This window comes from Pedobacter sp. Bi126 (genome assembly GCF_918698245.1).
GTDB lineage: Bacteria > Bacteroidota > Bacteroidia > Sphingobacteriales > Sphingobacteriaceae > Pedobacter.
This window is the reverse complement of record NZ_CAKKMS010000001.1, coordinates 833,153-858,007: the sequence shown is the minus strand read 5'-3', so window position 1 is coordinate 858,007 and position 24,855 is coordinate 833,153. Positions and strand designations below refer to the sequence as shown.

21 protein-coding genes are annotated in these 24,855 nt (G+C 38.6%); 9 read left to right on the top strand and 12 right to left on the bottom strand.

Features of this window, described 5'->3' with window-relative positions:
• Window positions 1-26: 26 nt before the first annotated feature.
• Window positions 27-626, bottom strand: a complete 600-nt coding sequence (locus LQ201_RS03285; RefSeq protein ID WP_029279685.1) for an OmpH family outer membrane protein — start codon at window positions 624-626, stop codon at window positions 27-29.
• 742 nt (window positions 627-1,368) lie between these two features.
• Between LQ201_RS03285 and gyrB the strand changes: the two genes are divergently transcribed.
• Window positions 1,369-3,327 carry a DNA topoisomerase (ATP-hydrolyzing) subunit B gene (gene gyrB, locus LQ201_RS03280; protein ID WP_230143518.1) on the top strand — a complete coding sequence of 653 codons (1,959 nt, stop codon included), beginning with the start codon at window positions 1,369-1,371 and terminating at the stop codon, window positions 3,325-3,327.
• Window positions 3,328-3,648: 321 nt separating this feature from the next.
• Here the strand turns inward: gyrB and LQ201_RS03275 are convergent, their stop codons facing one another.
• The 9 genes from LQ201_RS03275 to mdh form a co-directional block, all read right to left on the bottom strand.
• On the bottom strand, window positions 3,649-4,575 hold the full coding sequence (locus LQ201_RS03275; protein WP_057932456.1) for a bestrophin family protein: 927 nt from the start codon (window positions 4,573-4,575) through the stop codon (window positions 3,649-3,651).
• Between the two features lie 24 nt (window positions 4,576-4,599).
• Window positions 4,600-5,097 carry a hypothetical protein gene (locus LQ201_RS03270; protein ID WP_230143520.1) on the bottom strand — a complete coding sequence of 166 codons (498 nt, stop codon included), beginning with the start codon at window positions 5,095-5,097 and terminating at the stop codon, window positions 4,600-4,602.
• Window positions 5,098-5,352: 255 nt separating this feature from the next.
• A complete protein-coding gene (locus tag LQ201_RS03265; protein ID WP_230143522.1) occupies window positions 5,353-6,705 on the bottom strand; it encodes a HAMP domain-containing sensor histidine kinase in 1,353 nt (450 codons plus the stop codon).
• The gene (locus LQ201_RS03260; RefSeq protein WP_230143523.1) at window positions 6,706-7,383 is read right to left on the bottom strand and encodes a response regulator transcription factor; all 678 of its coding nucleotides are present in this window, start codon (window positions 7,381-7,383) and stop codon (window positions 6,706-6,708) included.
• Window positions 7,384-7,727: 344 nt separating this feature from the next.
• Complete coding sequence (locus LQ201_RS03255; RefSeq protein WP_230143525.1) at window positions 7,728-8,264, bottom strand: SRPBCC family protein; 537 nt, start codon at window positions 8,262-8,264, stop codon at window positions 7,728-7,730.
• Window positions 8,265-8,327: 63 nt separating this feature from the next.
• Window positions 8,328-8,723, bottom strand: a complete 396-nt coding sequence (locus tag LQ201_RS03250; RefSeq protein ID WP_230143527.1) for a group III truncated hemoglobin — start codon at window positions 8,721-8,723, stop codon at window positions 8,328-8,330.
• Window positions 8,704-9,147: a hypothetical protein gene (locus LQ201_RS03245; protein ID WP_230143528.1), complete on the bottom strand. Its 444-nt coding sequence runs from the start codon at window positions 9,145-9,147 to the stop codon at window positions 8,704-8,706. The genes LQ201_RS03250 and LQ201_RS03245 overlap by 20 nt, the downstream gene beginning before the upstream one ends.
• 63 nt (window positions 9,148-9,210) lie before the next feature.
• Window positions 9,211-9,636, bottom strand: coding sequence for an aspartyl protease family protein (locus LQ201_RS03240; RefSeq protein WP_230143529.1), 426 nt, complete (start codon window positions 9,634-9,636; stop codon window positions 9,211-9,213).
• Window positions 9,637-9,967: 331 nt separating this feature from the next.
• Window positions 9,968-10,906, bottom strand: a complete 939-nt coding sequence (mdh, locus tag LQ201_RS03235) for a malate dehydrogenase (RefSeq protein WP_057932519.1) — start codon at window positions 10,904-10,906, stop codon at window positions 9,968-9,970.
• A gap of 262 nt (window positions 10,907-11,168) precedes the next feature.
• On the opposite strand from mdh, the gene LQ201_RS03230 reads away from it, so the two are divergent.
• The 8 genes from LQ201_RS03230 to LQ201_RS03195 all read left to right on the top strand — a co-directional run bounded on the left by LQ201_RS03230 (window position 11,169) and on the right by LQ201_RS03195 (window position 22,957).
• A complete protein-coding gene (locus LQ201_RS03230) occupies window positions 11,169-11,510 on the top strand; it encodes a hypothetical protein (RefSeq protein ID WP_230146599.1) in 342 nt (113 codons plus the stop codon).
• A 682-nt stretch (window positions 11,511-12,192) separates the two neighbouring features.
• Complete coding sequence (dnaE, locus tag LQ201_RS03225) at window positions 12,193-16,626, top strand: DNA polymerase III subunit alpha (protein WP_230143531.1); 4,434 nt, start codon at window positions 12,193-12,195, stop codon at window positions 16,624-16,626.
• A gap of 175 nt (window positions 16,627-16,801) precedes the next feature.
• Entirely contained in the window at window positions 16,802-17,122 is a 321-nt protein-coding gene (gene trxA, locus LQ201_RS03220; RefSeq protein WP_029275428.1) for a thioredoxin, read from the top strand.
• Between the two features lie 127 nt (window positions 17,123-17,249).
• The gene (locus LQ201_RS03215) at window positions 17,250-18,467 is read left to right on the top strand and encodes a PQQ-dependent sugar dehydrogenase (RefSeq protein WP_230143532.1); all 1,218 of its coding nucleotides are present in this window, start codon (window positions 17,250-17,252) and stop codon (window positions 18,465-18,467) included.
• A 458-nt stretch (window positions 18,468-18,925) separates the two neighbouring features.
• On the top strand, window positions 18,926-19,843 hold the full coding sequence (locus LQ201_RS03210) for a DUF58 domain-containing protein (RefSeq protein ID WP_230143533.1): 918 nt from the start codon (window positions 18,926-18,928) through the stop codon (window positions 19,841-19,843).
• Between the two features lie 66 nt (window positions 19,844-19,909).
• Window positions 19,910-20,371 carry a redoxin domain-containing protein gene (locus LQ201_RS03205; RefSeq protein WP_230143534.1) on the top strand — a complete coding sequence of 154 codons (462 nt, stop codon included), beginning with the start codon at window positions 19,910-19,912 and terminating at the stop codon, window positions 20,369-20,371.
• Window positions 20,372-20,374: 3 nt separating this feature from the next.
• Window positions 20,375-20,893, top strand: a complete 519-nt coding sequence (locus tag LQ201_RS03200; RefSeq protein ID WP_230143536.1) for a thioredoxin domain-containing protein — start codon at window positions 20,375-20,377, stop codon at window positions 20,891-20,893.
• Between the two features lie 327 nt (window positions 20,894-21,220).
• The gene (locus LQ201_RS03195; RefSeq protein ID WP_230143538.1) at window positions 21,221-22,957 is read left to right on the top strand and encodes a thiamine pyrophosphate-dependent enzyme; all 1,737 of its coding nucleotides are present in this window, start codon (window positions 21,221-21,223) and stop codon (window positions 22,955-22,957) included.
• Window positions 22,958-23,074: 117 nt separating this feature from the next.
• Here LQ201_RS03195 and LQ201_RS03190 read toward each other — a convergent pair whose 3' ends face one another.
• Both LQ201_RS03190 and hppD read right to left on the bottom strand, forming a co-directional pair.
• Window positions 23,075-23,545 (bottom strand): hypothetical protein, encoded by a 471-nt coding sequence (locus LQ201_RS03190; protein WP_230143540.1) that lies wholly within the window; start codon window positions 23,543-23,545, stop codon window positions 23,075-23,077.
• A 130-nt stretch (window positions 23,546-23,675) separates the two neighbouring features.
• Complete coding sequence (gene hppD / locus LQ201_RS03185) at window positions 23,676-24,806, bottom strand: 4-hydroxyphenylpyruvate dioxygenase (protein ID WP_230143542.1); 1,131 nt, start codon at window positions 24,804-24,806, stop codon at window positions 23,676-23,678.
• Window positions 24,807-24,855 lie beyond the last annotated feature (49 nt).

Here is a 24,855-nt window from a genome sequence, read left to right as displayed (position 1 = left end):
GCATTTATATTTTAATGGCTATTCGCTTATTTTTTGCTGTATTCTGCGTTTAAGCCTTTAATTACTTCTGAAGTAACATCTAAACTTTCGTCGGCAAATAAAATAGCGCTGTTACCTTTTGAGTAAGTTAAAACCATTTTATAACCTTTTTCTTTAGCGTAACCTTTTAAGTAATCGGCTACTTTATCATAAAGTTTTTCATTCTCAGCAGCTTGCTCGTTCTGTAAAGCACCACCAGCATTTTGTTGGTAAGTTTGTAGTTCTTGTTGTTTACGTGCTAAACGCTCTTCAGTGCTTTTACGTTGATCGGCCGATAAAGTTTGTGCCGATTGTTGGTATTGTGCAACTTCTCTTTGAAAAGCCTGACCTTTAGCTTGCATGTCTGCCTGAGCATTTTTGGTCTTACCTTCAAATTTCACTTTTAGGTCTTTGAAGTATTCATATTTTGTAAGTAACGAGTCGGAGTTTACATACACAATTTTCTCAGTTTGAGAAACCGCTGCAGTAGTACCCTCTGTTTTTTTAGTTTCAGTAGTTTTAGTGTCTTTGTTCTGGCATGCAGAGAAAGCAGTTATCAAAGTTGCTGTTGCAAGTAAACCAAAGGTTTTAAAGGTTCTTCTTTCCATTCTTGTTTAATAAATTTTAGCAAACTTATATAAATTAGTTTTTATATCCAATTTAAAGAAAGGCCTATCGCAATACAAGAGAGATTTTGAGTTTGGCGTAGTGCGTAAAGCGTTTAATTTACTAAACGCTAAGCGCCTACCACTAACCGCGCAATATGATATTGGTGATTTGAAAAGCAAGGTCAGTATTTCAAATCGTTGTTCGTCCCGCTGTCCGCTTTATTTCATGCCCGCTGCCATCGGGTTTGGGTGGCACGGCCAGTAATGGCTATTGGGGGTTGCAGGGTGGCAATAGCAAATGTTATAACACCAAACGTTCCTACGGAACGAAAAAAATGGTTCATTTTTTTCTACCCATGAGGCGTTCCTCCGGAACGGGTTGTCGGATTAGAAATGTTAATCCTTAACGTCCCTTAGGGACGTTTCGTGGGTAGCCAATTGAATAATTGGCGTTTTCGTTCCGTTGGAACGTTTGGTGGGTTGGTGCGATAATCCTATAATATTTGCAGGTTGTGGCCACCTAAACCCGATTGAAATGGAAAGCTCCCGCTTCTTCTGCGGGACTTATAATGGAAAGCGGGAAGGGGCATGGATTGGAATGCAGGTTTTGCTTTCCAAAACCTGATTTAAACCTGTTTTAATCGCTTTAACTGTAATCTCTTAACAGCTCAAAATTTATCCACATATTAGTTTAAATGCCAAAATTTCCGTATTTTTGATACTTATTGTTTTTAATTAAAATATGAGCGAAGAACAGGATTTAAAGTCAAATTATTCGGCAGATAATATACAGGTTTTAGAAGGTTTAGAAGCGGTGCGTAAGCGCCCTTCAATGTATATAGGTGACACTGGTGTAAAAGGTTTACACCATTTGGTTTACGAGGTTGTAGATAACTCAATTGATGAGGCTTTAGCCGGTCATGCTGATACAATCGACGTTAGAATTTTAGAGGGTAACTCCATCAGGGTTGAAGATAATGGTCGCGGTATTCCAACCGGGATCAATACAAAAGAAAATAAATCAGCGCTTGAAATCGTAATGACGGTTTTACACGCGGGTGGTAAATTTGATAAAGATACCTATAAAGTATCTGGAGGTTTGCATGGTGTGGGGGTAAGTTGCGTTAACGCTTTATCTACACATTTAAAAGCCGAAGTTCACCGCGAAGGTAAAATATGGATGCAGGAATATAACATCGGTAAACCTTTATACGATGTTAAAGAAGTTGGTGAAACCGATAAACGCGGTACCATCGTAACTTTTAGTCCGGATGCTACCATTTTCACACAAACTACTGAATATAAATACGATACTTTAGCAGGTCGTTTACGTGAATTGGCTTTCTTGAATAAAGGAATTAAATTGACATTAACCGATGAGCGTGAGAAATTGGACGATGGTACTTTTTTATCAGAAGTTTTTGAATCAGAAGGTGGCTTAAAAGAGTTTGTTACATTTTTGGATGGAACCCGCGCATCTTTTTTACCAGAACCGATTTATATCGATGGTATTAAAAATGGCGTTCCGGTTGAATTGGCTTTTCAGTACAACGATAGCTACTCAGAAAATGTGCACTCGTATGTAAACAACATCAACACACACGAAGGAGGTACACACATTGCAGGTTTCCGTAGAGGTTTAACACGTACGCTGAAAAGTTACGCTGATAAATCTGGCTTATTGAAAAACCTGAAAATGGAAATCACTGGTGATGACTTTAGAGAAGGTTTAACAGCTGTGGTTTCGGTTAAGGTACAAGAACCTCAATTTGAAGGCCAAACCAAAACCAAACTGGGTAATACCGAGGTAATGGGTGCGGTTGATATTGCTGTTGGCGAAGCTTTAGGTGCTTATTTGGAAGAAAATCCGAAAGAGGCAAAAATGATCGTTAACAAAGTGATCTTAGCTGCTACGGCCCGTGCTGCAGCACGTAAGGCGCGTGAGATGGTTCAACGTAAGAGTGTAATGGGTGGTTCTGGTTTACCAGGGAAATTGGCCGATTGCTCAGACAGTGATCCCGAAAAATGTGAAATTTATTTGGTAGAGGGTGACTCGGCGGGTGGTACCGCTAAACAAGGTCGTGATCGAAACATTCAGGCTATTTTACCCCTAAAAGGTAAAATTTTGAACGTAGAAAAAGCGATGGAGCACAAAATCTATGAGAATGATGAGATCAAAAACATGTTTACCGCTATCGGTGTGAGTATTGGTACGCCTGAAGATGATAAAGCATTAAACCTAACTAAATTACGTTACCACAAAATCGTAATTATGACGGATGCGGATATTGATGGTTCTCACATTACCACTTTGATCTTAACATTCTTCTATCGTTATATGAGGGCATTAATCGAAGCCGGTTATGTTTACATCGCATCGCCACCGCTTTACCAGGTTAAAAAAGGTAAAGATTTCGAATATTGCTGGAATGATGTACAACGCGATGCGGCTGTACAACGCATTAAAGGGAATGGTAAAGAAGATAGCGTACACATTCAACGTTACAAAGGTTTGGGTGAGATGAATGCAGAACAACTTTGGGATACTACTTTAAACCCAGCTACACGTACTTTATTACAGGCTACTATTGAAAGTGCTGCAGAATGCGATCATACTTTCTCTATGTTAATGGGCGATGAGGTTGCTCCACGTAGAGAGTTTATTGAACGTAATGCAAAATATGCGAAAATTGATGCTTAATTGAGTTGAAAGCTTAAAGAAAAAGCTGATAGCGAAATAAATGAACCCTCTTCAAGATTAAACTTGAAGAGGGTTTTTTGTTGGATCGTGATGTAAGATGTTACCATCTTACACCATTTTGAATTTTTCTGGTTTGGATGAATTTAATTGTCATAAGTCAGATGGTAACATCTGACTTCACAATAAAACAAAGCCATCCCGTTTACGAATGGCTTTGTATCACTATAAACCTTTCAAAATGATTGTGCTATCCAGTACAAATACATTTCGATTAACTAACCATCTCAATGGATGAGATTATTTTATGGCATTGATTGATAATTACAGAATGTAATATGACCCTACAGGTGCCAGTTCGGTTTGAGGTTTGTCCTCGTATATTTTGTTATCGTCCAGCATCTGACAAAGATCGCGTTCAATAGTTCTGCAGATTGTTGTGGTTGGGGTGTCTGTAGGTTTATTTTCAAAAGGATCCTGAAGATGCACCGCCATTTTTTCTACCAATAGGAAGAAAGCAGCTATGGCAACCACTAATGGAACTTCCATGTAACCAAAGTATTCAATTAAGCCAAAAGGCAGTAACACGATGAATAAATGGATAGACATGTTAATGTATTTGCTATAAGTAACCGGAAAAACCGTGTTTTTTATTCTTTCCGATCCGCCCATGTGGTTACATAAAGCTGTAATGGTTTTATCGATTTCTATTTGCTGATATTTATTGATCCAGCCTTCTTGCAATGCCTTTTTTAAATCCATAGCATGTAACTCCAATATCGTTGTAGTTACATTTTTGCGTTTTTTAATAAAAGCGATTTCCTCTGCACACAGGTATTCTTCCAAACCTTTGCGTGGGTTAAAACCTCTTAGCGATTGACTTAAGGCATAACACCAGGCAATCTGCCTTTTTATAAAACGTTCTTTAAATGCCTCAACCTCATCTAAGCCGTAAGGATTTTCTACAAAAGATAATATCTGGCGCGACAGGGTTCTGGAATCGTTAACAATAGCACCCCAAAGAATTCTGGCTTCCCACCATCTATCGTAAGCCTGGTTAGACCGGAACGCCAATAAAAGTGAAATGATTGTTCCCAGTAGCGCTGGTACAGCTACAGGAATGGAAATGCGTGTAACATGAAAGTTTTCATACAACACCACAATGCCTATGGAGTAGCCAATAACAAACAGGAGTTCTTTTTTGATCTTCCCGAATATATAAGTGAGCGGAATATTATTTCGTAACAGCATAATATAAAGTTTAAAATGTGATAATTAAGCGTTTGCTTCCTGCAACTGTGTTTCGTGTATTTTTGTGTCAATTAAATTTTCACTGGCATGAACAGTTAATGTATTTAATTGAATTACTTCGCAACCTGCACGTGCTGTTAATATTTTAGGGTCTACGCTATATTTATTGATCGGTGTAAAATCGTATTCTTTTAAGTAAGCAATGCGCTCTACATCAAAAGCTTCGATAAAATTTTTGAAAGCGGCTACTGTACTTCCGTAAAAATATTCGATTCCAATGGCATTGATCTGACTAGGGTATTTGGCCTTGGCCTGATTTATCTGCTGATAAAATTCGTCGCTAACATTTTCGTAATCGCGGCTGCGGCGACTCAACATTAACATATCGGTTATAGAATCCGATAATTTAAAGGCATGTACAAAAATGATGTTTAAGGTTTCATTTTTTTGATGTTGAACAAGTGCATCAATAATTTTAATGCTTTCTAATTTAAAGTCGGTTGGTACTAATACTGTTTTCATCGCTATATCTTGTTTAAATGAATTGAAAAATTATTTATACAAGTTTAGCGTGATGTTATTATAGCGAAATAAGAGTAAGATTAAAATGAGATTAGAATTTGAAGTAAAGTTCAATAGTTCATTGGTCAATGGTTTATTTGTTCAATAGCCTATAGCGAGAGCTTTAGTTAGAGAATTGTTCCTGTGTCCAGAAAATTAAAGGATAATCAATTTTCTGTAGTTAGGAACCTAATGAACTAATGACAAATGAACCAATCAACCTTTAACAGGCAATAAAACCTTAATCTCAGTTCCAACTCCTTCCTGCGATTTAATAGCAATACTACCCCGGTGTAAACGGATGATATTCAATGAAAGCGGTAAGCCAACGCCATATCCCTTAAAATCATTGGTGTTAGATGCACGGTAAAAAGGTTCAAATATATGCTGTATATCTGTTTGCGGTATTCCAATTCCTCTATCTGTTACAGCAATTGAGAGCATATTGGCATTGCTTTCGATACTAATGCTTACCAGATTCTCATTTGAGTATTTACAGGCATTGTTTACAATATTGCTGATGGCAAGCTTAATCAGATTTTTGTTTACCCGTAGGGTTAGTAAGTCATCATCATCAGGAAGTTTGGTAAAGTCGATTTCTATTTTACTGTTGGGATGTACCTGGTTAACTGATTCTTTAATTTCCCATAACAGTTCGTCCATCCGTACCTCTTCCCAGGGTTGGTTTTTTCCATTAAATCCAGATTGTGCCAGCCCCAGTAAACTGGTTAAGATATGCTCTAATCTTTCTGCCTCGTCTTTAATTTTAGATAAGGCTTTGTGCTGTTTAGGGTTATCCTCAACGGTTTTCATCGCCAGTTCAACCTCGCCGCTAATAATGGTTAATGGTGTTCTTAATTCGTGCGAAGCATTGCTGATAAAGTTATTTTGTGTTTCGAAGGCAGTTTCTAAACGGTTAAGCATATTGTTGAAGGTTTGGGCCAACTGCGACATTTCATCGTTGCCTTCTTTTACATCCAGTCTTAAATGCAAATTTTCTGCTTTTATCTTTTTTACGCTCTTGATTATATTTCTTAAGGGCATTAACATGTAATTAGAAAATTTCCAGCCAACAACAAAAGATAAAACAACAGAAAGAAAAAAGCCAATAATCAGGATTCTTTGCAGGTCTTTTAGTTCCCGAAAGCCAAAGGGATCATTTGCAGAAACAATTACTATATATCCTTTGTGTGGATTTTTAAAGAATTTTCCAGCGTAAAAGTGATTCTCAACACGATAGCGTGCCACATATCCGGCATTTATGCGGTTATAAAAACTAGCTGGTAGCTCTCGGTCCAATTTATTGGTTGGTTTTCCAGCTTCAATGATATACTCTTTTTCTGAAGGCAGTCGCTCAAGGTATTGGTTGCGCATTTTAGCGTAAACCTTATTATTTTCGTCTTCGTATAATTTAATCTGGGCAGCAATATTAACCCTGGCCTCTAAACGTTTATAAAAATCTTCAAAGGCGAAGTCGTTAGAAAAATACCAAACAAAACCACTTAATAAGGAAATAATAATTGCCGATAAAATGGCGAAAAGTAAGGTGATTTTCTTGGCTATCTCCATTTATTTTTCCTTTAATATATAACCTAGGCCTACTGCGGTATGAATAAGCTTTTGGTCTGCATTTTTATCTATTTTTTTCCGAAGATAATTAACATAAACATCAACCACATTGGTGCCAAGGTTAAAGTCGATATCCCAAACGTTTTCTAAAATGTCTATCCGCGATAAAATTTTGGCCTTGTTTTTAGCCATATATTCAAGTAAGCGATATTCGGTTGCGGTGAGTACAATTTCTTGCTGATTACGCTTTACCGTTTTTGCGCTTAAATTAATCTGGAGGTCTGCTATAGAGATAATCTGATCTTGCGAAACCACACCATGATATCGCCTCAACAGCATTCTGATCCTGGCAAAAAGTTCAGCAAATTTAAATGGCTTTATTAAATAATCATCTGCACCATTATCCAGTCCGTTTACTACATTTTCTGTAGTACCCAAAGCCGTAAGCATAATAATAGGTGTATTTGGTTTTTGTTCTTTAATGATTTTACAGAGTTCCAAACCATTTATTCCAGGTAGCATAATGTCGAGAATAATCAGGTCGAACTGATTTTCTATGGCCATCTGTTTTCCGATTAAACCATCAGGCGCTATACTCACGGTAAATCCCTCATCGGTTAAACCCCTCAAAATTACAGATACAACACTCGGTTCATCTTCTACAAGTAATAAATTCATTTTGCTGGCAAGTAATCTAAAAAATGGGGAATTACAAAATATTAATCGCTGGTTAGTTGATTTTTAATGCTTTTTTAACGCAGAGCCGACACAATTGTTTGAATTATCGGAAATTGATTCATAAAAAAGCCTCTCAAATGAGAGGCCAGTTATGTTTTAACCACAGCGGGAACGGAGGAATGTCACAGCGTCCGCAAAGGTTTTTCTTGCGCTTTAGGCTTCCATCTTTAAAAGATTTGCTTCACAGGGCTGTCGGGTTCTTCGCTGCGCCCAGAATGATAATACTCCGTGCTTTCTTTGTATTCATGGCAATCTTTCGACTTCGCTCAGGATGATACAGCGTTTTAACTTCCTTTCTCCGATTTTTCCTTCAAATATTTTAGCCCATCTTCAAAATCTTTCCCGATCATTTTATCCATACTCACAAACACACACATCCATTTACTGATCAGGTTATTTTCACCACTCATTGTCCAGGTTACTTTATTGCTGCTTCCCTCTGGCTGAATGTCGAATTTTGTATCCGCTAAACTTTCGAAAGGCTCAATAAATTTTAATTCGATATCTACCTGTTTGTTAGGTGCTACACTTTTTATCTTCATATAGCCGCTTCCTGTTTCCTTACCTTTCCATTCATACAAATGACCAGGCTCGCCCGCAACGCCAGCATATGTGGTTTTTGCTGAAGGTTCCATTTTTGCCCATGGATTCCATTTGTAGAATTCTTTAAAGTCGGCCACATTCTTGTAAATTACGCTGTCTGGAGCGTTAATTACAGTAGACCTGCTTACTGTATAACTTTTAGGCAAAAAGAAGCCACCCACAATAATGATTATTGCTAATACGACAATAATGCCAAGTAAGATTTTGAGGAATTTCATAATTTAATTTAGTTTGGTTAACTAAATTTATAAAGAAAGCAGCTTAAATCAAAGTAGATTTCACTAAACAATTTTGATCTTCGATTGAGGCGAATTAATTTTGAAATGCATTAAATCGGCAATAGATTGTGCCTTTTGTTTAATCAGATCTGCATTTTCTCCTGCAAAAAGATCGTCGACAGTTTGGAAAAAGAGGTTTTTCCAGGTTTCAAATGCTTCAGTTTGCAGGGGTATTTGTTCATTCAAAGCAAAATGGGTAAGCATGGGGTTGCCTTTGTAAATTGCTTTTCCGAAAAGGATACTTTCCCAGAAATCGTACATTTTTGGCAAATGGTGAGACCAGTCTACTTTTGCAACATCGGTAAATATTGGACCTATCTGTTTGTTAAGCGCAACATTTTTATAAAACGTATCCACTAAAAGGATAATATCTTCTCTATTATGAATATCTTTTTTCATGGTGAAGTGATTTTAAACTTACAAAACCCAGAACAATTAACGATAGGAATTTGATGATGTCGGCAATGATGTACACAATATGATGATAACTTTTAGCTGGTATGTTGCCTGCCAAAACCAGTTTTGCCCTTTCATCGAGTATTGGTAATAGCCAAAAAGTATCTAGCATTAAAAGAATAGTAACTGAGAAAAGTAAAATACTGTGAAAGTTTTTTAAAGGTGTGGGTAGGGAGCAGGCTAAAATAATAATCAGCAATACGATCTCTATTTTATTGAGCGCCTGAAAAACCAATTGCCCGATACCTAGGCCGAGAGGGATTGTAATCCCCGGAGCCTGGAATTTTAATGGAGCTTCTAAAAAACTAATTCCACCGATTAAACCTGCCCAGAAAATGACACAAAAGATTGTGATTAGCTTTTTCATCGGGTTCAAATATCATTTAAAATAGTTTAATAAAAATGATTAAAGTCATAAAGTAAAATTACATTATCTATAAAGCCTAAGGATCATCTTTTTGTAATCAATAACGGCTTTATATTCCATTAATATATCTCCGCCAATAATACTCATAATAGGCGGGTGACCAAACTGTTGGTAGGTATCACTCACCGATTGCAGATCGAAAGCCACGGTTTCGTAGTTTTTGATCTTTAACGATCCGATTTTTAGCTCAGGAATTGTAGCCTGGATAGTTGTGGTGGTTGTAAAAAGGGTGGCTGCATTAATCTCTTCTGATACTTGGAGGGTTTCTGAGAGGTGTTGCTCAATCAACGATTTATCGAACACACTTCGCGAGGCACCGGTATCTAAAACAGCAAAATGTTTTTCCTTAAAAACAACAACTTCCACCAAAAGGTGGAAACCGTCATCCTGTAAGTTTATCAGTTTTAGTGGGATTGAAATTGATTTCATTGTTTATTTATGTCTACTGCCCTTCGATTACGCTACCATTGACAGCCCTCCAATAGAATAGTCGTCATTGCGAGGCACGAAGCAATCTTAAAGCGCTCGCTACTAGCGATAGTTGTAAGATTGCTTAGTCGGCTGAAAAGGCCTCCTCGCAAGGACGATTCCTCGCCGGCACCTAGCACGCTGTCATTATTTTTGATTTTTTATAATAAATTATCCCTCAGGGTGACAACTTATTTAAGTGTAAAAATGCCACGGAGGCACGGAATTAAAGGGTAATAAATCTATTCCGTACTTCTGTGTTTCCGTGGCAAAATTAATGATGTAATCCGTATTAAACCAATTTCATTTCTGCCAGTACATTATTCATGTTCCTTACGGCATCGGCGCTTTTATTAAATGCCGCCTGCTCATCTTCGGTTAATTTAAAATCGATGATTTTTTCCCAACCATTACGGCCGATAATTACGGGAACACCTAAACATATATCTTCCTGCCCGTATTCTCCTTCAAGAGAAACGCAGCAGGTAAACAGCTTTTTCTCATCACGTAAAATCGCTTCAACCAATGCAGCACCTGCGGCACCTGGAGCATACCAGGCAGAAGTGCCGATTAAGCCTGTTAAAGTAGCACCACCAACCATGGTATCGGCTGCAACTTTATCAAGTGTAGCTTTATCCAATAAATTACTAACCGGTAAACTTTGGTATGTAGCTAGGCGGGTTAAAGGAATCATGGTTGTATCGCCGTGGCCGCCAATCACAAAGCCCTGTAAATCGTTAGGGTTGCAATTTAAAGCTTGCGATAAATAAAATTTGAAACGGGAGCTATCTAACGTTCCGCCCATGCCGATAATACGGTTTTTAGGTAGGCCTAACGATTTTAAGGCTAAATAAGTCATCGTATCCATTGGGTTACTGATCACGATGAAGATAGCTTCAGGAGAGTATTTTAAAATATTTTCGGCAACACCTTTAACAATACCAGCATTAATGCCAATCAGTTCTTCACGTGTCATTCCTGGTTTGCGGGGCAAGCCTGAGGTAATTACCACCACATCAGAACCAGCAGTTTTACTGTAATCGCCAGTTACGCCGGTAATTTTAGTGTCGAAACCCAAAAGGGTTGCGGTTTGCATCATGTCGATCGCTTTGCCTTCGGCAAAGCCCTCTTTAATATCTAACAGGACAAGTTCGTTCGCTAATTCTTTGCGGGCAATATTATCTGCACAAGTGGCACCAACTGCGCCTGCGCCAACAACCGTTACTTTCATATATTTTATTTTAATGGTTTGCGTATCGTTAAATATTAATCGAAGGTAGAAATAAATATAAGGTTAAAAAATCCTTTTCAAAACTTTATCCTTTTCAACTTTATGAACTTTAAAAGGCTTAAGTATTTCACTTTGATCATAAAATCGAATGATTAATGTTAAGCACTTTTAACATGGGTATTATCTAATCTATTTATGGAAATAAAAAAGGTGTTGCATCTTAAAGAAAAATACAATGGTGAGAATCCTTTTTTTAATATTCATGTTTATCAATATCGTTAGTTGTAATCTGGAAAAGAAAAAGATGGTAGATAACGATAAGACACTTATTATGCTCGTATATGGTTTGCCCGATTTTGAAAAACAACATGCTGAAACGGTTATTGCGAAACAATATGGTTTTAGATTTAAAACAGTTGCTGGATGTACGGTTTCGGAGGCGCTTAGAGATAGCGTAGAAATTAAGAACCGAATCACCGAAGATGTTTTAGCGCAGCGATATGGGAAAGAATGGAAATTCAGGTTTTATAGCAATGTGGATAGTCTTTATAAGAAACAACTCCGTTTTAGTTCTAAAACAAAGAAATTCGATTTAATCTGGTGAGTCAGGATCATTTTTAGGTTTCCTTTTCTGTTATTCTGAAAGCAGTAAAGAATCTTATCGTGAATTAAAAAATCTCAGATTCATAGTAAAGTTTAGGGTTATTTTTTAAAAAAAAAATCATTGTTTTTTTGGAAATGTAAGTTCGGTTTTTCATAGGCGGGTTCAGTTCCCGCTCTTTGCTAATTTCCGATGAAACCTGTGAAACAAGCAAGCACACTATAAAAAACGAAACAGACAATGCTTAAATCAGAATACCGCTTCCGATCGGGTTTAGGTGGAGCCAATTGTGCTACTATCCTGGGCTGAAAAACCTATGGCAAACAGAATTTTAAAAGCTTGTTGCATTAGCTCCCTGACTGTGACTTCTTAAGTTTCAGCAGTGTTTTTTGTAATCTAGACCTGATTGGCGGGAAAAGCTCCCGATTTTTCATCGGGACTTGTACCAAAAAGCAGGACTGTATTAACCCAAGTACTACTGTTATTGCTCTTCAAATGATTAAAATTTTGCTAAAAAGATTGCTTCGCCCTCTTCCTAGGGCTTTGTTTCAGTTCGCAATGATGGAATATATTTTCTTGTTTTCCACCACATTTTGTTGATAAAATCTGACAAAACCACCTGTCAAATTCCTTATTTTTGAAGAACCGTTATTATTCTAAAACGGTTAATTCTTTGCCGCACAATATGTACTTAATTTTTGATACTGAAACCACTGGTTTGCCACGTAATTATAATGCACCCATTACCGATACGGATAATTGGCCGCGTTGTATACAGATTGCATGGCAATTGCATGATGAGATGGGGAGATTGGTTGAACATCAGGATTATCTGGTTAAACCAGAGGGATTTAATATTCCATATGATGCAGAAAGAATTCATGGTATTTCTACCGAACTAGCTGCCGAACAAGGTATCGGTTTCGAAGAAATGCTGGACAAGTTTAATGAAGTTTTAAATAAAGCCAAGTTTATTGTAGGCCAGAATGTTGGTTTCGACGTAAACATTATGGGCTGTGAGTTTCACCGTTTTGGTGTGGCTAACCGTTTGGCCGAGATGCCTGTGTTAGATACCTGTACCGAAGTTACCGCCCAGCTTTTACAATTGCCGGGGGGTAGGGGCGGAAGGTTTAAACTGCCAACCTTAACCGAGTTACATTCTTATTTGTTTGGCGTTCCTTTTAACGAAGCCCACAACGCAACTGCCGATGTGGAAGCAACTACACGTTGTTTCTTAGAATTGGTAAAAAGAGAAGTTTTTAAAAAAGAAGAACTACAGGTTGATGTAGAATATTTTCCTCGTTTTAGAGAGGTAAACCCAGCTACGATTGAAGGTGTTGGTTTAAAACACATCAATTTAAAAGCTGCTTCTGATGAAATCCGAAAACGTTTACAAAAAGCTGAGGGCGGAGGGATTTCGAAACAGGAACTTGCAGGAAACAAACAGGAACTTGCTGCAGCAACCTTTGTACATTTACACAACCATACTCAATTTTCGGTATTACAAAGTACCATCAGTATTCCCGATCTGGTAAAAGCTGCGGCAGCACAAAAAATGCCTGCGGTAGCCATGACCGATCATGCGAACATGATGGGAGCTTTCCACTTTGTAAACCATGTTTTAAATCATAATAAAGCTGCTGAAGCAAAAAATGCTGCTGCAATTGAGGCAGGCGAGCGCCCTACGGAAGTGGTAATGACACCGATTGTTGGGGTAGAATTTTTTGTTTGTAATAATCACTTAGACCGGACCGCAAAAGATAACGGTTACCAGATGGTGCTGTTGGCGAAGAACAAAAAAGGCTATCACAATCTAGCTAAAATGTCTTCTATCGCTTATACCAAAGGGTTTTATTACGTGCCTCGTATCGATAGGGCGGTAATTGAACAGTATAAAGATGATATTATTGTTTTATCGGGCAACCTATCCGGAGAGATCTCTAACAAAATTTTAAACATGGGCGAAACCCAGGCTGAAGAAGCGCTGATCTGGTGGAAGAACATGTTTGGTGATGATTTCTATGTGGAGGTAATGCGCCACAACCAGGAAGATGAAGACCGTGTAAACGAATCGTTGATTGCTTTGGCGCGCAAACACGAAGTTAAATTAGTGGCTACCAATAATACCTATTACATTAACAAGAAGGATGCAAATGCACACGATATCTTGTTGTGTGTAAAAGATGGCGAAAAACAGGCCACACCAATAGGCCGTGGTCGCGGTTACCGTTATGGTTTGCCCAATCAAGAATATTATTTCAAATCTGGTGATGAAATGAAATCGCTTTTTGCCGATTTGCCGGAGGCGATTGTAAATATTAAAGAAATTGTAGATAAGATTGAAATCTATAAACTTGCCCGCGAAGTACTCTTACCTAAATTCGATATTCCAGAAGAATTTTTAGTGGCGGAAGATGAGGCCGATGGAGGGAAACGTGGGGAAAATAAATTTTTGCGCCACCTTACTTACGAAGGAGCCAAGAAGCGTTATGGCGTGTTAACCCCTGAGGTTATCGAACGTTTAGATTTCGAATTACAGACCATTGAAAAAACCGGTTATCCTGGTTATTTCCTAATTGTACAGGATTTTATTGCCGAAGCCCGTCGCAGGGATGTTTCGGTAGGGCCTGGCCGTGGTTCTGCAGCCGGATCGGTGGTGGCTTATTGTTTGTGGATCACGAATATCGATCCCATTAAGTACGATCTCCTTTTTGAGCGTTTCTTAAATCCCGATCGTGTATCCATGCCCGATATTGATATCGATTTTGACGATGAGGGCCGTGGCCGTGTAATGGAATATGTAATTGGCAAATACGGTTCCAGTCAGGTTGCACAGATTATCACTTATGGAACCATGGCCGCCAAATCTTCTATCCGCGATACAGCGAGGGTATTGGATTTGCCACTTTTTGAAGCAGATAAGATTGCCAAGCTGATCCCGAATATGAAGCTCGCAAAAATCTTCACGCTGGATGAGAAAACATTGAAAGAAGCTTTGCGCCCAGATGAATATGAGCGTGTAGTAGAATTGAAAAACCTTGGCGCATTAAAAGATTTGAGTGCCGAAACCATTCAACAGGCACAGATTTTAGAAGGCTCTTTACGGAACACCGGTATTCATGCCTGCGGGGTAATTATTACACCAAGCGATATTACCAATTTCGTTCCCGTTTCTACTGCAAAAGATTCTGATTTATATGTTACTCAATTTGATAACTCGGTTGTAGAAAGTGCGGGTTTATTAAAGATGGACTTTTTGGGTTTAAAAACCCTTACCCTGATAAAAGATACCGTAAAACTGGTTAAAAAACGGTTTGGTATTGATCTCGATCCGGATAATTTCCCAATTGATGATGTATTAACCTATGAGCTTTTCCAGCGTGGTGAAACCATCGGGATTTTCCAGTACGAGAGTCCTGGCATGCAGAAATACATGAAGGAGCTGAAACCAACGGTTTTCGACGATTTAATTGCGATGAACGCACTATATCGCCCAGGCCCAATGGAGTATATTCCAAGTTTTGTTCGCCGTAAAAATGGCGAAGAAGAAATTAAATACGATTTAGATGCCTGCGAAGAGTATTTGAAAGAAACCTATGGAATTACCGTTTACCAGGAGCAGGTAATGCTTTTATCGCAAAAACTGGCCGGATTTACCAAAGGTGAGGCCGACGTGCTGCGTAAGGCGATGGGTAAGAAACAGAAAGACGTTCTTGATAAAATGAAACCAAAGTTTGTGAAACAAGCGGCTGAAAAAGGCCATGATGCCACAACTTTAGAAAAAATATGGAAAGATTGGGAAGCATTTGCATCCTATGCTTTCAACAAATCTCACTCTACCTGTTATGCATGGATTGCCTATCAAACCGCATACTTAAAAGCACATTACCCTGCCGAATATATGGCTGCGGTACTGTCTAACAACATGAGTGATATTAAACAGGTAGCTTTCTTTATGGAAGAATGCCGCCAGATGAGTGTTACAGTATTAGGCCCCGATGTGAACGAATCCGATCTCAAATTCTCGGTAAATGCCAAAGGTGAAGTCCGCTTCGGTATGTCGGCCGTGAAAGGTGTGGGGGAAAAGGCCGTAGAAAGTATTATTGAAGAAAGATTGGCAAATGGACCTTATGGTAATGTGTACGATTTTGCCAAGCGTTCCAACACCCGTATTGTAAATAAAAAAGCTTATGAGAGTTTTGTGTATAGCGGTGCTTTCGATGCATTTGGAGGTCACAGGGCGCAGTATTTTTATATCGGTCCGAACGATAAAATGAATGGCATCGAAAAGATTATCAAATATGCCAACGATTTTCAGAACAATGAAAGTACTTCACAAGCCTCCTTATTCGGTGGCTCTAAAGCCGATCTTATTTTAGAACCAAGTTTGCCAGTTTCGCCAGAATGGGCATTAATGGACAGGTTAAAGTATGAGAAAGATGCCATTGGGATTTTCCTTTCTGGCCACCCTTTAGATAATTATAAACTCGAACTCGATAAATTCTGTACCCATGGCGTTAAACAGTTGAGTATCATCAATAAGGTGCGTATGGGCGATAACAACGAAGAGGTTTTGGCCGAATTCGAAAAGCTGAAAAACCGTGAGCTTTGCGTAGGCGGACTTGTGGTAACCGCATCACAGCGGATTACCAAAACGGGTAAGCCATTTGGTACTTTTGTTTTTGAAGATTATGACGATGCAAGTGAAATGGCCTTGTTCGGAGAAGATTTTTTAAAGTTTAAATCGTTTTTAACTGAAGGATATTTCTTGCAGATTAGAGGCAGGGTTGGTGAACGTTTCGGTAAAGCTGGAGATTGGGAGTTTAAAATCACCGCAATTAACTTAATGTCTGAACTGAGGGATAAATTAGCTAAAAGTTTAACTATTCAGGTGCCGATTGAGCGGGTTAACGACCAACTGATGCGCGAGATTGAAGCCATATTAGCAGACAATAAGGCAAACTCTGAGCAACAAAACTGCCAACTTAACTTCGCTATTTTTGACCGGGAAAAGGAGATTATGCTGGATATGCCATCCAAAAATCTTAAAATAAATCCAAACAATAAGTTTTTAGAACAATTACTCGGGCTTAATGTTGTAAACTATAAATTGAATTAGCATAGCGCATAGCGTTTAGTGCATAGCGGCTCTAATTTTCGCTTTGATGCTATACCCTAAGCTCCCGGCTCTTCGCCCACCGCTCTGCGCTTTTACCAAAATAATGTCAAATTGACACTACAGATGGGTTGGCATTACAATTGAATACATATATTTGAACATAAAAAAAATAATTATGGCATTAGAAATCACAGATGCAAACTTCGAGGAGCTTGTATTAAAATCAGATAAACCCGTATTAGTAGATTTTTGGGCAGAATGGTGTGGCCCTTGTCGCATGGTTGGTCCAGTAGTAGAAGAAATCGCTAAAGAATATGATGGAAAAGCGGTAGTTGGAAAAGTAAACGTTGATAACAACCCTCAAATTTCAATGCAGTTTGGTATCCGCAACATCCCTGCTTTATTATACTTTAAAGATGGTCAGGTTGTTGACAAACAAGTTGGTGCTGTTCCAAAATCAGTATTAGCAGAAAAATTAAACAAGCAATTAGCCTAGTTTAAGCTTAAAGCATAAAAACCAAAGCCTAAAGGCTTGTAACATATTTAAAACCCAAGTTCATTTGATGGATTTGGGTTTTTTATTGCAAACTTATTTTTGTTTCTTTAATAAAAAACTAACAATCATGTCTATTAACCTATTTAACAATAAAACTTTAGGTATTTTATTGGCAGGTTTAGCCCTAAACTGTGCAAATATTGCATCTGTATCGGCGCAGAATCCTGTTGAAACCAACGAACCATCAGCAGATTATAAGCCAGCATTTGCCGGGCAGACCCGAATTGGAGGAGTAAAAACCAAAACGCCTCTGGATATTACGATTATTAATGAAAAGTTAGAAAATCCTTGGGCCATTTCAGTTCTTCCAAACGGTGGTTTTTTAATTACACAAAAACAGGGTACAATGGTGATCCTTACTCCCGATGGGAAATTAAGCAAAAAAATAACCGGTTTACCCAAGGTAGATCCATCTGGCCAGGGCGGTTTATTAGATGTAACTTTAGATCCAAACTTTGCTAAAAACAGAATGATTTATTGGGCTTATTCAGAGCCACAAGATAAAGGTGTGTTACTGGCTATTGCCAAAGGTAAATTAGCAGCTAATGAAACTACAATAGAGAACCAAACTATTATTTACCGCGCTACACCAGCTTACGGCGGTAAGCTTCAGTACGGTTCGAGAATTGTCTTCGATAAGAATGGTAATTTATTTGTAAGCACTGGCGAACGTTCTGGCAACGATATCAGAATTCAGGCGCAGTATTTAAATTCTTCTTTGGGTAAAATCTTACACCTTACCACCAATGGCAAAGCTGTGGCGAATGGACCATTTGCTGGCAAAGCAGATGCAAAACCAGAAATTTATGCCTATGGATTGCGGAATCCAGATGGTTTAGCCATTAATCCTTTAACCGGTGATTTATGGGAAGCCGAATTTGGCCCTAAAGGTGGTGATGAGGTGAATATTATTAAACCAGGCAAAAATTATGGCTGGCCGATTATTACCTACGGAACAGAATATAGTGGTAAAAAAGTAGGCGATGGTATTCAGCAGAAAGATGGCATGGAGCAACCCATTTATTATTGGAACCCAAGTATTTCGCCGGGCTGTATTGCGTTTTATAACAGCAATAGTATTGCCGAATGGAAAGGAAACTTGTTTGTAGGTGGTTTGGGTGGTTCGCATATTATCAGATTGGTAATAAAAGATAATAAAATCGTTGGTGAAGAGCGTTTGCTGGAAGGTAAAGGCGAACGTTTCCGCGATATGGCAGAAGGAAAAGACGGAGCGCTTTATTCTGTAACCGATAATGGCCATTTATTTAGAATAGCTAAGAAGTAAGTTAAGTAATTATAAAATATAAATCCCGGATTCATTTATTGAGCTCGGGATTTTTGGTTTAAATCATTTTATTTGTTTTTGGAAATGAGGGCTCAGTTTTTCATTGGGGGTTTCGGCCCCGCTTTCCGTTTGTAGTGCCGGCGTGAAGCCGGCAGCTACCACTGCAATCGGGTTTATTTACCAAAGGATAGTAGCATAGTCGGGCGATCAAATTGCTCATGTTTGCCAGGGCTTTAAAGCGGTGGGTTTTGCGTTAGGGATTGTAAGGGTTCAGTACCGATCCTTCATCGGTACCGGAGCGTAGCGCAGCCCTGGAAAGCCCGCCCCTTTCCCGATTCATCGGGATTAGGGGAACACCCTTATCAGTTAGCAGCTTGCAATTATCAGTTTACAGTTAGCTAATTGACTATTTTAAATCCATAAAGAATTTTTTATAAATCTTTTATTAGCTTTACCATATGCAGGCTGTAAACTACGAAAACGAAACAAGCTATGGTAATTTAGAATTGCTTGCACAGCAAGTGGTAGAAGGTTTTATCACCGGGCTGCATAAAAGCCCATTTCATGGCTTTTCGGTCGAGTTTGCAGAGCACCGCCAGTATAATAATGGCGATAATGTTAAAAATATCGACTGGAAATTATATGCCAAAACCGATAAACTTTACAGCAAACGTTTCGAGGAAGAAACCAATTTGCGCTGCCAGTTTGTGATTGATGTGTCCTCATCAATGTACTTTCCTGAACCTAAAAATAACAAACTGATTTTCTCGATACAGGCTGCTGCATCTTTGATGTACCTGTTGAAGAAACAGCGTGATGCTTTTGGATTAAGCTTATTTACAGATGAAATACTATTGAATTCTCCAGCAAAGTCGACTACCGTACATCAGAAATATCTGTTTACACAATTAGAAGAACTGTTACATAAACCCAAGTTAAATGCACAAACTAATTTAAGCGAAGCTTTGCACCAGGTGGCCGAATTAATTCATAAACGCTCGCTGGTAATTGTTTTTAGCGATCTTTTTAATACACAAACCAGCACAGATAAAACGGACGGGTTTTTTGATGCTTTGCAGCATTTAAAATTCAACAAACATGAAGTGGTGGTTTTTAACGTGGTAGATAAATCAAAAGAAGTTGATTTCAATTTTGAAAACCGCCCATACCAGTTTATCGATATGGAAACCGGCGAAACGATTAAAGTACATACCAATCAGGTAAAGGAAAATTATACAGCAGCAGTTTCCTCGTATCGACAGCAGATTGCGCTAAAATGCGCCCAATATAAAATCGACTTAATTGATGCCGATATGAACGATGGGTTTTACCCAGTCCTTCAGTCTTACTTAATTAAAAGGCAAAAATTAGGCTAAAATTTGTTGCAAACAACGCAGATTCAGCGTTGTTTATTAAATGATTTAAATTTTAAACTCCTTAATATGTTAGAAAAAGGCGCTACAGCACCAGATTTCGAATTGAATGCTACTCCCGATCAGAAAATAAAACTTAAAGATTTTAAAGGTAAAAATGTTGTCCTGGCTTTTTATCCTGCCGATTGGAGCCCGGTATGCAGCGACCAAATGGCGCTTTATAATGAAATGCTAAAATATTTTAACAAGTATGATGCACAGATTTTTGGTGTTTCTGTTGATAGTGTTTGGTGCCACCTCGCTTTTGAAGAAAATAGAAAACTGCATTTTCCACTTTTGGCCGATTTTGAACCAAAAGGCGCAGTGTCAAAAGCTTATGGTGTATACGATGAAGAACTTGGCGAAAGCAAAAGGGCACTTTTTGTTATAGATAAAGAAGGAAAAATTGCCTGGAGTTATTTGTCGCCGATAGCTGTTAACCCTGGCGCTGACGGAATTTTAGACGCATTGGAGGAATTAAACAAGAAATAAGCTATGAGTACTTTAAAACCTGAGGTAAACAATCAAGACCACATCCAAGGTGATGATTCGGCGAGTGTAACCATTGTCGAATTTGGCGATTATCAATGCCCATATTGCGGTAATGCCTACCCGATTATGAAGGAAATTGAAGAAACATTCGGGCATCAGATCAAATTTATCTTTCGTCATTTCCCTTTGGCAAATGCCCATGAGTTTGCTTTTCCGGCTGCCATTGCTGCAGAAGCAGCAGGTTTACAAGGTAAGTTTTGGGAAATGCACGATGCGCTGTACGAAAATCAATACCGTTTAAGTGGTGAGCTTTTCGACGAACTGGCCGAAACGATTGGTCTGGACCTGGAGCAGTTTCAGCAAGACAGCACTTCGGAAGAAATCAAAAGCAAAATAGAAGATGATTTTGATAGCGGCGTACGAAGTGGGGTAAATGGAACACCTTCGTTTTATGTAAACGGAACCAAGTTTGATGGAGGTGCAACAGACCTTTATCAGATGCTTAAAGAAAGTGCCGAGTAGTTTGCATAAAAAAAACCTCATGTATTTTGCAATACATGAGGTATCAGATAAGGGTAACCGGAAAACTAAAAAACTAATTATGAGTTTTTAGAATTTAACAAAATTGAAATCGCTTCGTGTTTTGTTATATCAAAGGTGCACTTCAATTATGAAGTTTTAGTGAAGAAACTTCATCCATTCCATATTGCCATGCTTCTGTTACAACCGCTCTGATGAAAGTCTTCAGTAAGTCAGATTGGCTTATTTTCTATCTGTTATTCAAAACAATATAAGTGCTTCATCTATTTATAAGTAACAATAAACAATCCTGATTAAAAAAATACCTTCATGAGTAAAAATGTGGCAGAACAACTAGTTGAAATGCTGGTTGAAGTTGGTGTAAAAAGAGTTTATGCCGTTACTGGAGACAGTTTAAATTATTTTAACGATGCAGTAAGGCGAAACGGCAAAATCAAATGGATCCACGTTCGCAATGAAGAAGTTGGAGCCTTTGCTGCAGCAGCAGAAGCTGAACTTGATGGAATAGCCTGTTGCGCCGGAAGTTGTGGGCCTGGGCATGTGCATTTGATTAATGGGCTTTATGATGCGCACCGTTCTCATGTTCCCGTAATTGCCATTGCTTCAACTATCCCAACAGGCGAATTCGGAATGGATTTTTTTCAGGAAACCAATACCATTAAGTTATTCGATGATTGCAGTTATTACAACCAGGTAGCCACTACTGCGGCACAAGTTCCAAGAATGTTTCAAACGGCCATTCAACATGCCATTCATAAAAAAGGAGTTGCAGTTTTTGGCTTGCCTGGCGATGTAGCCCAAATGGATGCCATAGAAAGTGTTACTTCCATGCAGTTTTTTAATAATAAGCCGGTCATCCGCCCTTCCGATCTGGAACTACAGGGTTTGGCTTCGCTACTGAACAGTCAAAAGAAAATTATGCTCTACTGTGGAATAGGGGCAGCCGAAGCACATGATGAAGTGATAGCACTTGCGGCTAAATTAAAAGCACCAGTTGGATTTTCATTCCGTGGTAAAATGGGCATCCAATATGATAATCCTTACGAAGTTGGCATGACAGGTCTTTTAGGTCAGCCATCAGGTTACCATGCCATGCACGAAGCTGATGTGGTGCTGTTGTTGGGAACGGATTTTCCATATGTAAATTTTATGCCCGAAAAAAACAAAATTATTCAGATTGACGAGAGACCGGAACGGCTGGGAAGGAGAGCAAAACTAACGATGGGTTTATGCGGAAATATAACTGATTCAGTTAAAGCATTATTGCCACTTTTAGAAGAGAAGAAAGATGAAAATTTTCTAAAAACCCAACTCGAGTTCTATCAAAAGGTTAAAGAAAGACAACAGGTTTATGTAAACGATCAGGGCGAAGAAAATAAGATCCAACCCGAATTTGTAGCTGAAACCATAAACCGTTTGGCAGCTGATGATGCCATTTTTACAGTAGATACGGGAATGTGCTGCGTTTGGGGGGCACGATTTATTGATGGAACGGGCAAACGTAAAATGCTTGGATCTTTTAACCATGGCTCAATGGCAAACGCTATGCCAATGGCCATAGGAGCTGCTTTGGCACATCCCGAAAAACAGGTGATTTCCCTTTGTGGCGATGGTGGTTTATCAATGCTCTTAGGCGATCTGGCAACCATTAAACAATATAATCTACCAGTTAAGCTAATTGTTTTTAACAACAGGGCCTTAGGGATGGTTAAGCTAGAAATGGAAGTTGATGGCTTACCGGATAACGAAACAGATATGATTAACCCTGATTTTGCATTGGTAGCTCAGGCAATGGGTTTTAAAGGAATAACGGTTTCTAAACCGGAAGAAGTGGAAACAGCAATCAGTCATGCATTTAATGAAACTGGCCCTGTTCTATTGAATATCATGACCAACCCCAACGCTTTAGCAATGCCTCCAAAAATAGAATGGACGCAAATAAAAGGTATGACTGAATCGATGGCCAAGTTAATGCTGGGTGGAAAAATGAGCGAGGTTATGGATACAATAAAATCGAATTATAAACATTTGGGGGAAGTGTTGTAGTTTAGAAAAGTTTCGTCATTCCCAACTTGATTGTGAATCTTAATGCATGTTGATGTTTCATAAGCGTTAAGATTCCCACCTGCGCGGGAATGACGAGCTATTTTAAATATTACTTAACTATTTTTTCTTATAAAGTCCCTGCAACTGTGTTAATGCTGCTATCAATTTCTCCTCATCACCAGCTAAACAATAATATTTAATTCCATTTTTATCGTTATCAGGTTCTCCATCGCGTTTAGTAAAAACCGGATAAACTGATTTAATTTTTGGGTCTTTTTGTTCAGGGCTAACCTTGAACCCGTTCCAAGTCTGTATTTGAGACGTGGTGCTGGTTTCTTCTTTGGCACGATCTGAACTGGCAAATGTTTTTCCCATTGTAAAAACCCCGAAATTCATTTCCTCATCAATTGAAAATGAATTTGCTGTAATGGTAAACACTGTTTCCGTACCATTATGCAAAGTAATGTTGGTTCCGCCGATGGCTTTTGCCAGTAATTGATTGATGTTTTTAACAATTTCGGCCTTTGTTTGTGCGAAGCCACTGAATGATGCAGCCAGTAATAAAACCAGCGTTAATTTTGTTCTCATAATAATTAAGGTTTAAATATTTGTGTGTAACTAAATTTAATCATTTTTTTCGCTAAACACATACCTAAAAATGAGTAAATAAAAAAGGGCAACCAGATAACTGATTGCCCTAAGTTTAAATTACGGATGATTATAAATTGCCTCTTAATTCCTGTTCGCGTTCTAACGATTCAAATAAGGCTTTAAAGTTACCCGCTCCAAAACTCTGTGCACCTTTACGCTGAATAATCTCAAAGAAAAGGGTAGGGCGGTCTTCAACTGGTTTAGTGAAAATCTGCAACAAATATCCTTCTTCATCACAATCAACCAAAATGCCCAGGCTTTCCAATAAAGATATTTCTTCATCAATTTTACCTACACGTTGCGGCATCATATCGTAATAGGCCTCTGGTGGTGCACTTAAAAATTCAACGCCACGTGCTTTCAGTTCTTTAACTGTTTTAACAATATCTTTAGTGGCCACAGCAATGTGCTGAACCCCTTCGCCCTCATAATATTCCAGGTATTCTTCAATCTGCGATTTCTTTTTCCCCTCGGCAGGTTCGTTAATCGGGAATTTCGAATAGCCATTTCCATTACTCATTACCTTACTCATCAAAGCCGAGTATTCAGTATTGATCTGCTTATCATCAAAAGATAAGATATTTACGAAGCCCATTACATCTTCGTACCATTGTACGGCTTCATTCATGCGGTTCCAACCTACATTACCCACACAATGATCAATATATAAAAGACCAGCATCGGCAGGTTGATAATCGCTTTCCCACACACGATAACCCGGCATAAAGGTTCCATTATAATTTTTACGCTCAATAAACATGTGTACAGTTTCGCCATAAGTATAAATACCGCTCATTCGAACCTCACCATTTTCATCAGTTAAAGTTTGAGGAGCCAAATAGGGTTTCGCACCACGTTTTGTGGTTTCTTCAAAGGCGCTATAGGCATCGTCTACCCAAAGGGCTAATACTTTTACCCCATCGCCATGTTTTTTTACATGCTCTGCTATTGGATGATCTGATTTTAATGCTGTTGTTAAGATCAATCTGATTTTACCCTGTTGCAATACATATGATGAACGATCGCGTACACCAGTTTCAGGTCCGGCATAAGCCAGGCTTTGAAACCCAAATGCAGTTTTGTAGTAGTGAGCCGCTTGTTTAGCATTGCCTACATAAAATTCGATATAATCTGTTCCGTTAATAGGCAGAAAATCTGGTGCTTTTGATATTTTTTCTGCAAATGTTTGTGTTTCCATTGTTGTTGTTATTTTTAAATGGTTAACCGCTTAATTGTTTAAATCGGTT

Excerpts from the sequence above, each read along its gene's own strand:
- LQ201_RS03270 (WP_230143520.1), bottom strand. The coding sequence starts at position 5,097 with ATGAAAACAGTATTAGTACCAACCGACTTTAAATTAGAAAGCATTAAA.
- trxA (WP_029275428.1), top strand. The coding sequence starts at position 16,802 with ATGGCATTAGAAATCACAGATGCAAACTTCGAGGAGCTTGTATTAAAA.
- LQ201_RS03240 (WP_230143529.1), bottom strand. The coding sequence starts at position 9,636 with ATGAAATCAATTTCAATCCCACTAAAACTGATAAACTTACAGGATGAC.
- hppD (WP_230143542.1), bottom strand. The coding sequence starts at position 24,806 with ATGGAAACACAAACATTTGCAGAAAAAATATCAAAAGCACCAGATTTT.
- LQ201_RS03275 (WP_057932456.1), bottom strand. The coding sequence starts at position 4,575 with ATGCTGTTACGAAATAATATTCCGCTCACTTATATATTCGGGAAGATC.
- LQ201_RS03215 (WP_230143532.1), top strand. The coding sequence starts at position 17,250 with ATGTCTATTAACCTATTTAACAATAAAACTTTAGGTATTTTATTGGCA.
- LQ201_RS03200 (WP_230143536.1), top strand. The coding sequence starts at position 20,375 with ATGAGTACTTTAAAACCTGAGGTAAACAATCAAGACCACATCCAAGGT.
- gyrB (WP_230143518.1), top strand. The coding sequence starts at position 1,369 with ATGAGCGAAGAACAGGATTTAAAGTCAAATTATTCGGCAGATAATATA.
- LQ201_RS03195 (WP_230143538.1), top strand. The coding sequence starts at position 21,221 with ATGAGTAAAAATGTGGCAGAACAACTAGTTGAAATGCTGGTTGAAGTT.
- dnaE (WP_230143531.1), top strand. The coding sequence starts at position 12,193 with ATGTACTTAATTTTTGATACTGAAACCACTGGTTTGCCACGTAATTAT.
- LQ201_RS03190 (WP_230143540.1), bottom strand. The coding sequence starts at position 23,545 with ATGAGAACAAAATTAACGCTGGTTTTATTACTGGCTGCATCATTCAGT.
- LQ201_RS03255 (WP_230143525.1), bottom strand. The coding sequence starts at position 8,264 with ATGAAATTCCTCAAAATCTTACTTGGCATTATTGTCGTATTAGCAATA.
- mdh (WP_057932519.1), bottom strand. The coding sequence starts at position 10,906 with ATGAAAGTAACGGTTGTTGGCGCAGGCGCAGTTGGTGCCACTTGTGCA.
- LQ201_RS03265 (WP_230143522.1), bottom strand. The coding sequence starts at position 6,705 with ATGGAGATAGCCAAGAAAATCACCTTACTTTTCGCCATTTTATCGGCA.
- LQ201_RS03210 (WP_230143533.1), top strand. The coding sequence starts at position 18,926 with ATGCAGGCTGTAAACTACGAAAACGAAACAAGCTATGGTAATTTAGAA.
- LQ201_RS03205 (WP_230143534.1), top strand. The coding sequence starts at position 19,910 with ATGTTAGAAAAAGGCGCTACAGCACCAGATTTCGAATTGAATGCTACT.
- LQ201_RS03260 (WP_230143523.1), bottom strand. The coding sequence starts at position 7,383 with ATGAATTTATTACTTGTAGAAGATGAACCGAGTGTTGTATCTGTAATT.
- LQ201_RS03250 (WP_230143527.1), bottom strand. The coding sequence starts at position 8,723 with ATGAAAAAAGATATTCATAATAGAGAAGATATTATCCTTTTAGTGGAT.
- LQ201_RS03285 (WP_029279685.1), bottom strand. The coding sequence starts at position 626 with ATGGAAAGAAGAACCTTTAAAACCTTTGGTTTACTTGCAACAGCAACT.
- LQ201_RS03245 (WP_230143528.1), bottom strand. The coding sequence starts at position 9,147 with ATGAAAAAGCTAATCACAATCTTTTGTGTCATTTTCTGGGCAGGTTTA.
- LQ201_RS03230 (WP_230146599.1), top strand. The coding sequence starts at position 11,169 with ATGTTTATCAATATCGTTAGTTGTAATCTGGAAAAGAAAAAGATGGTA.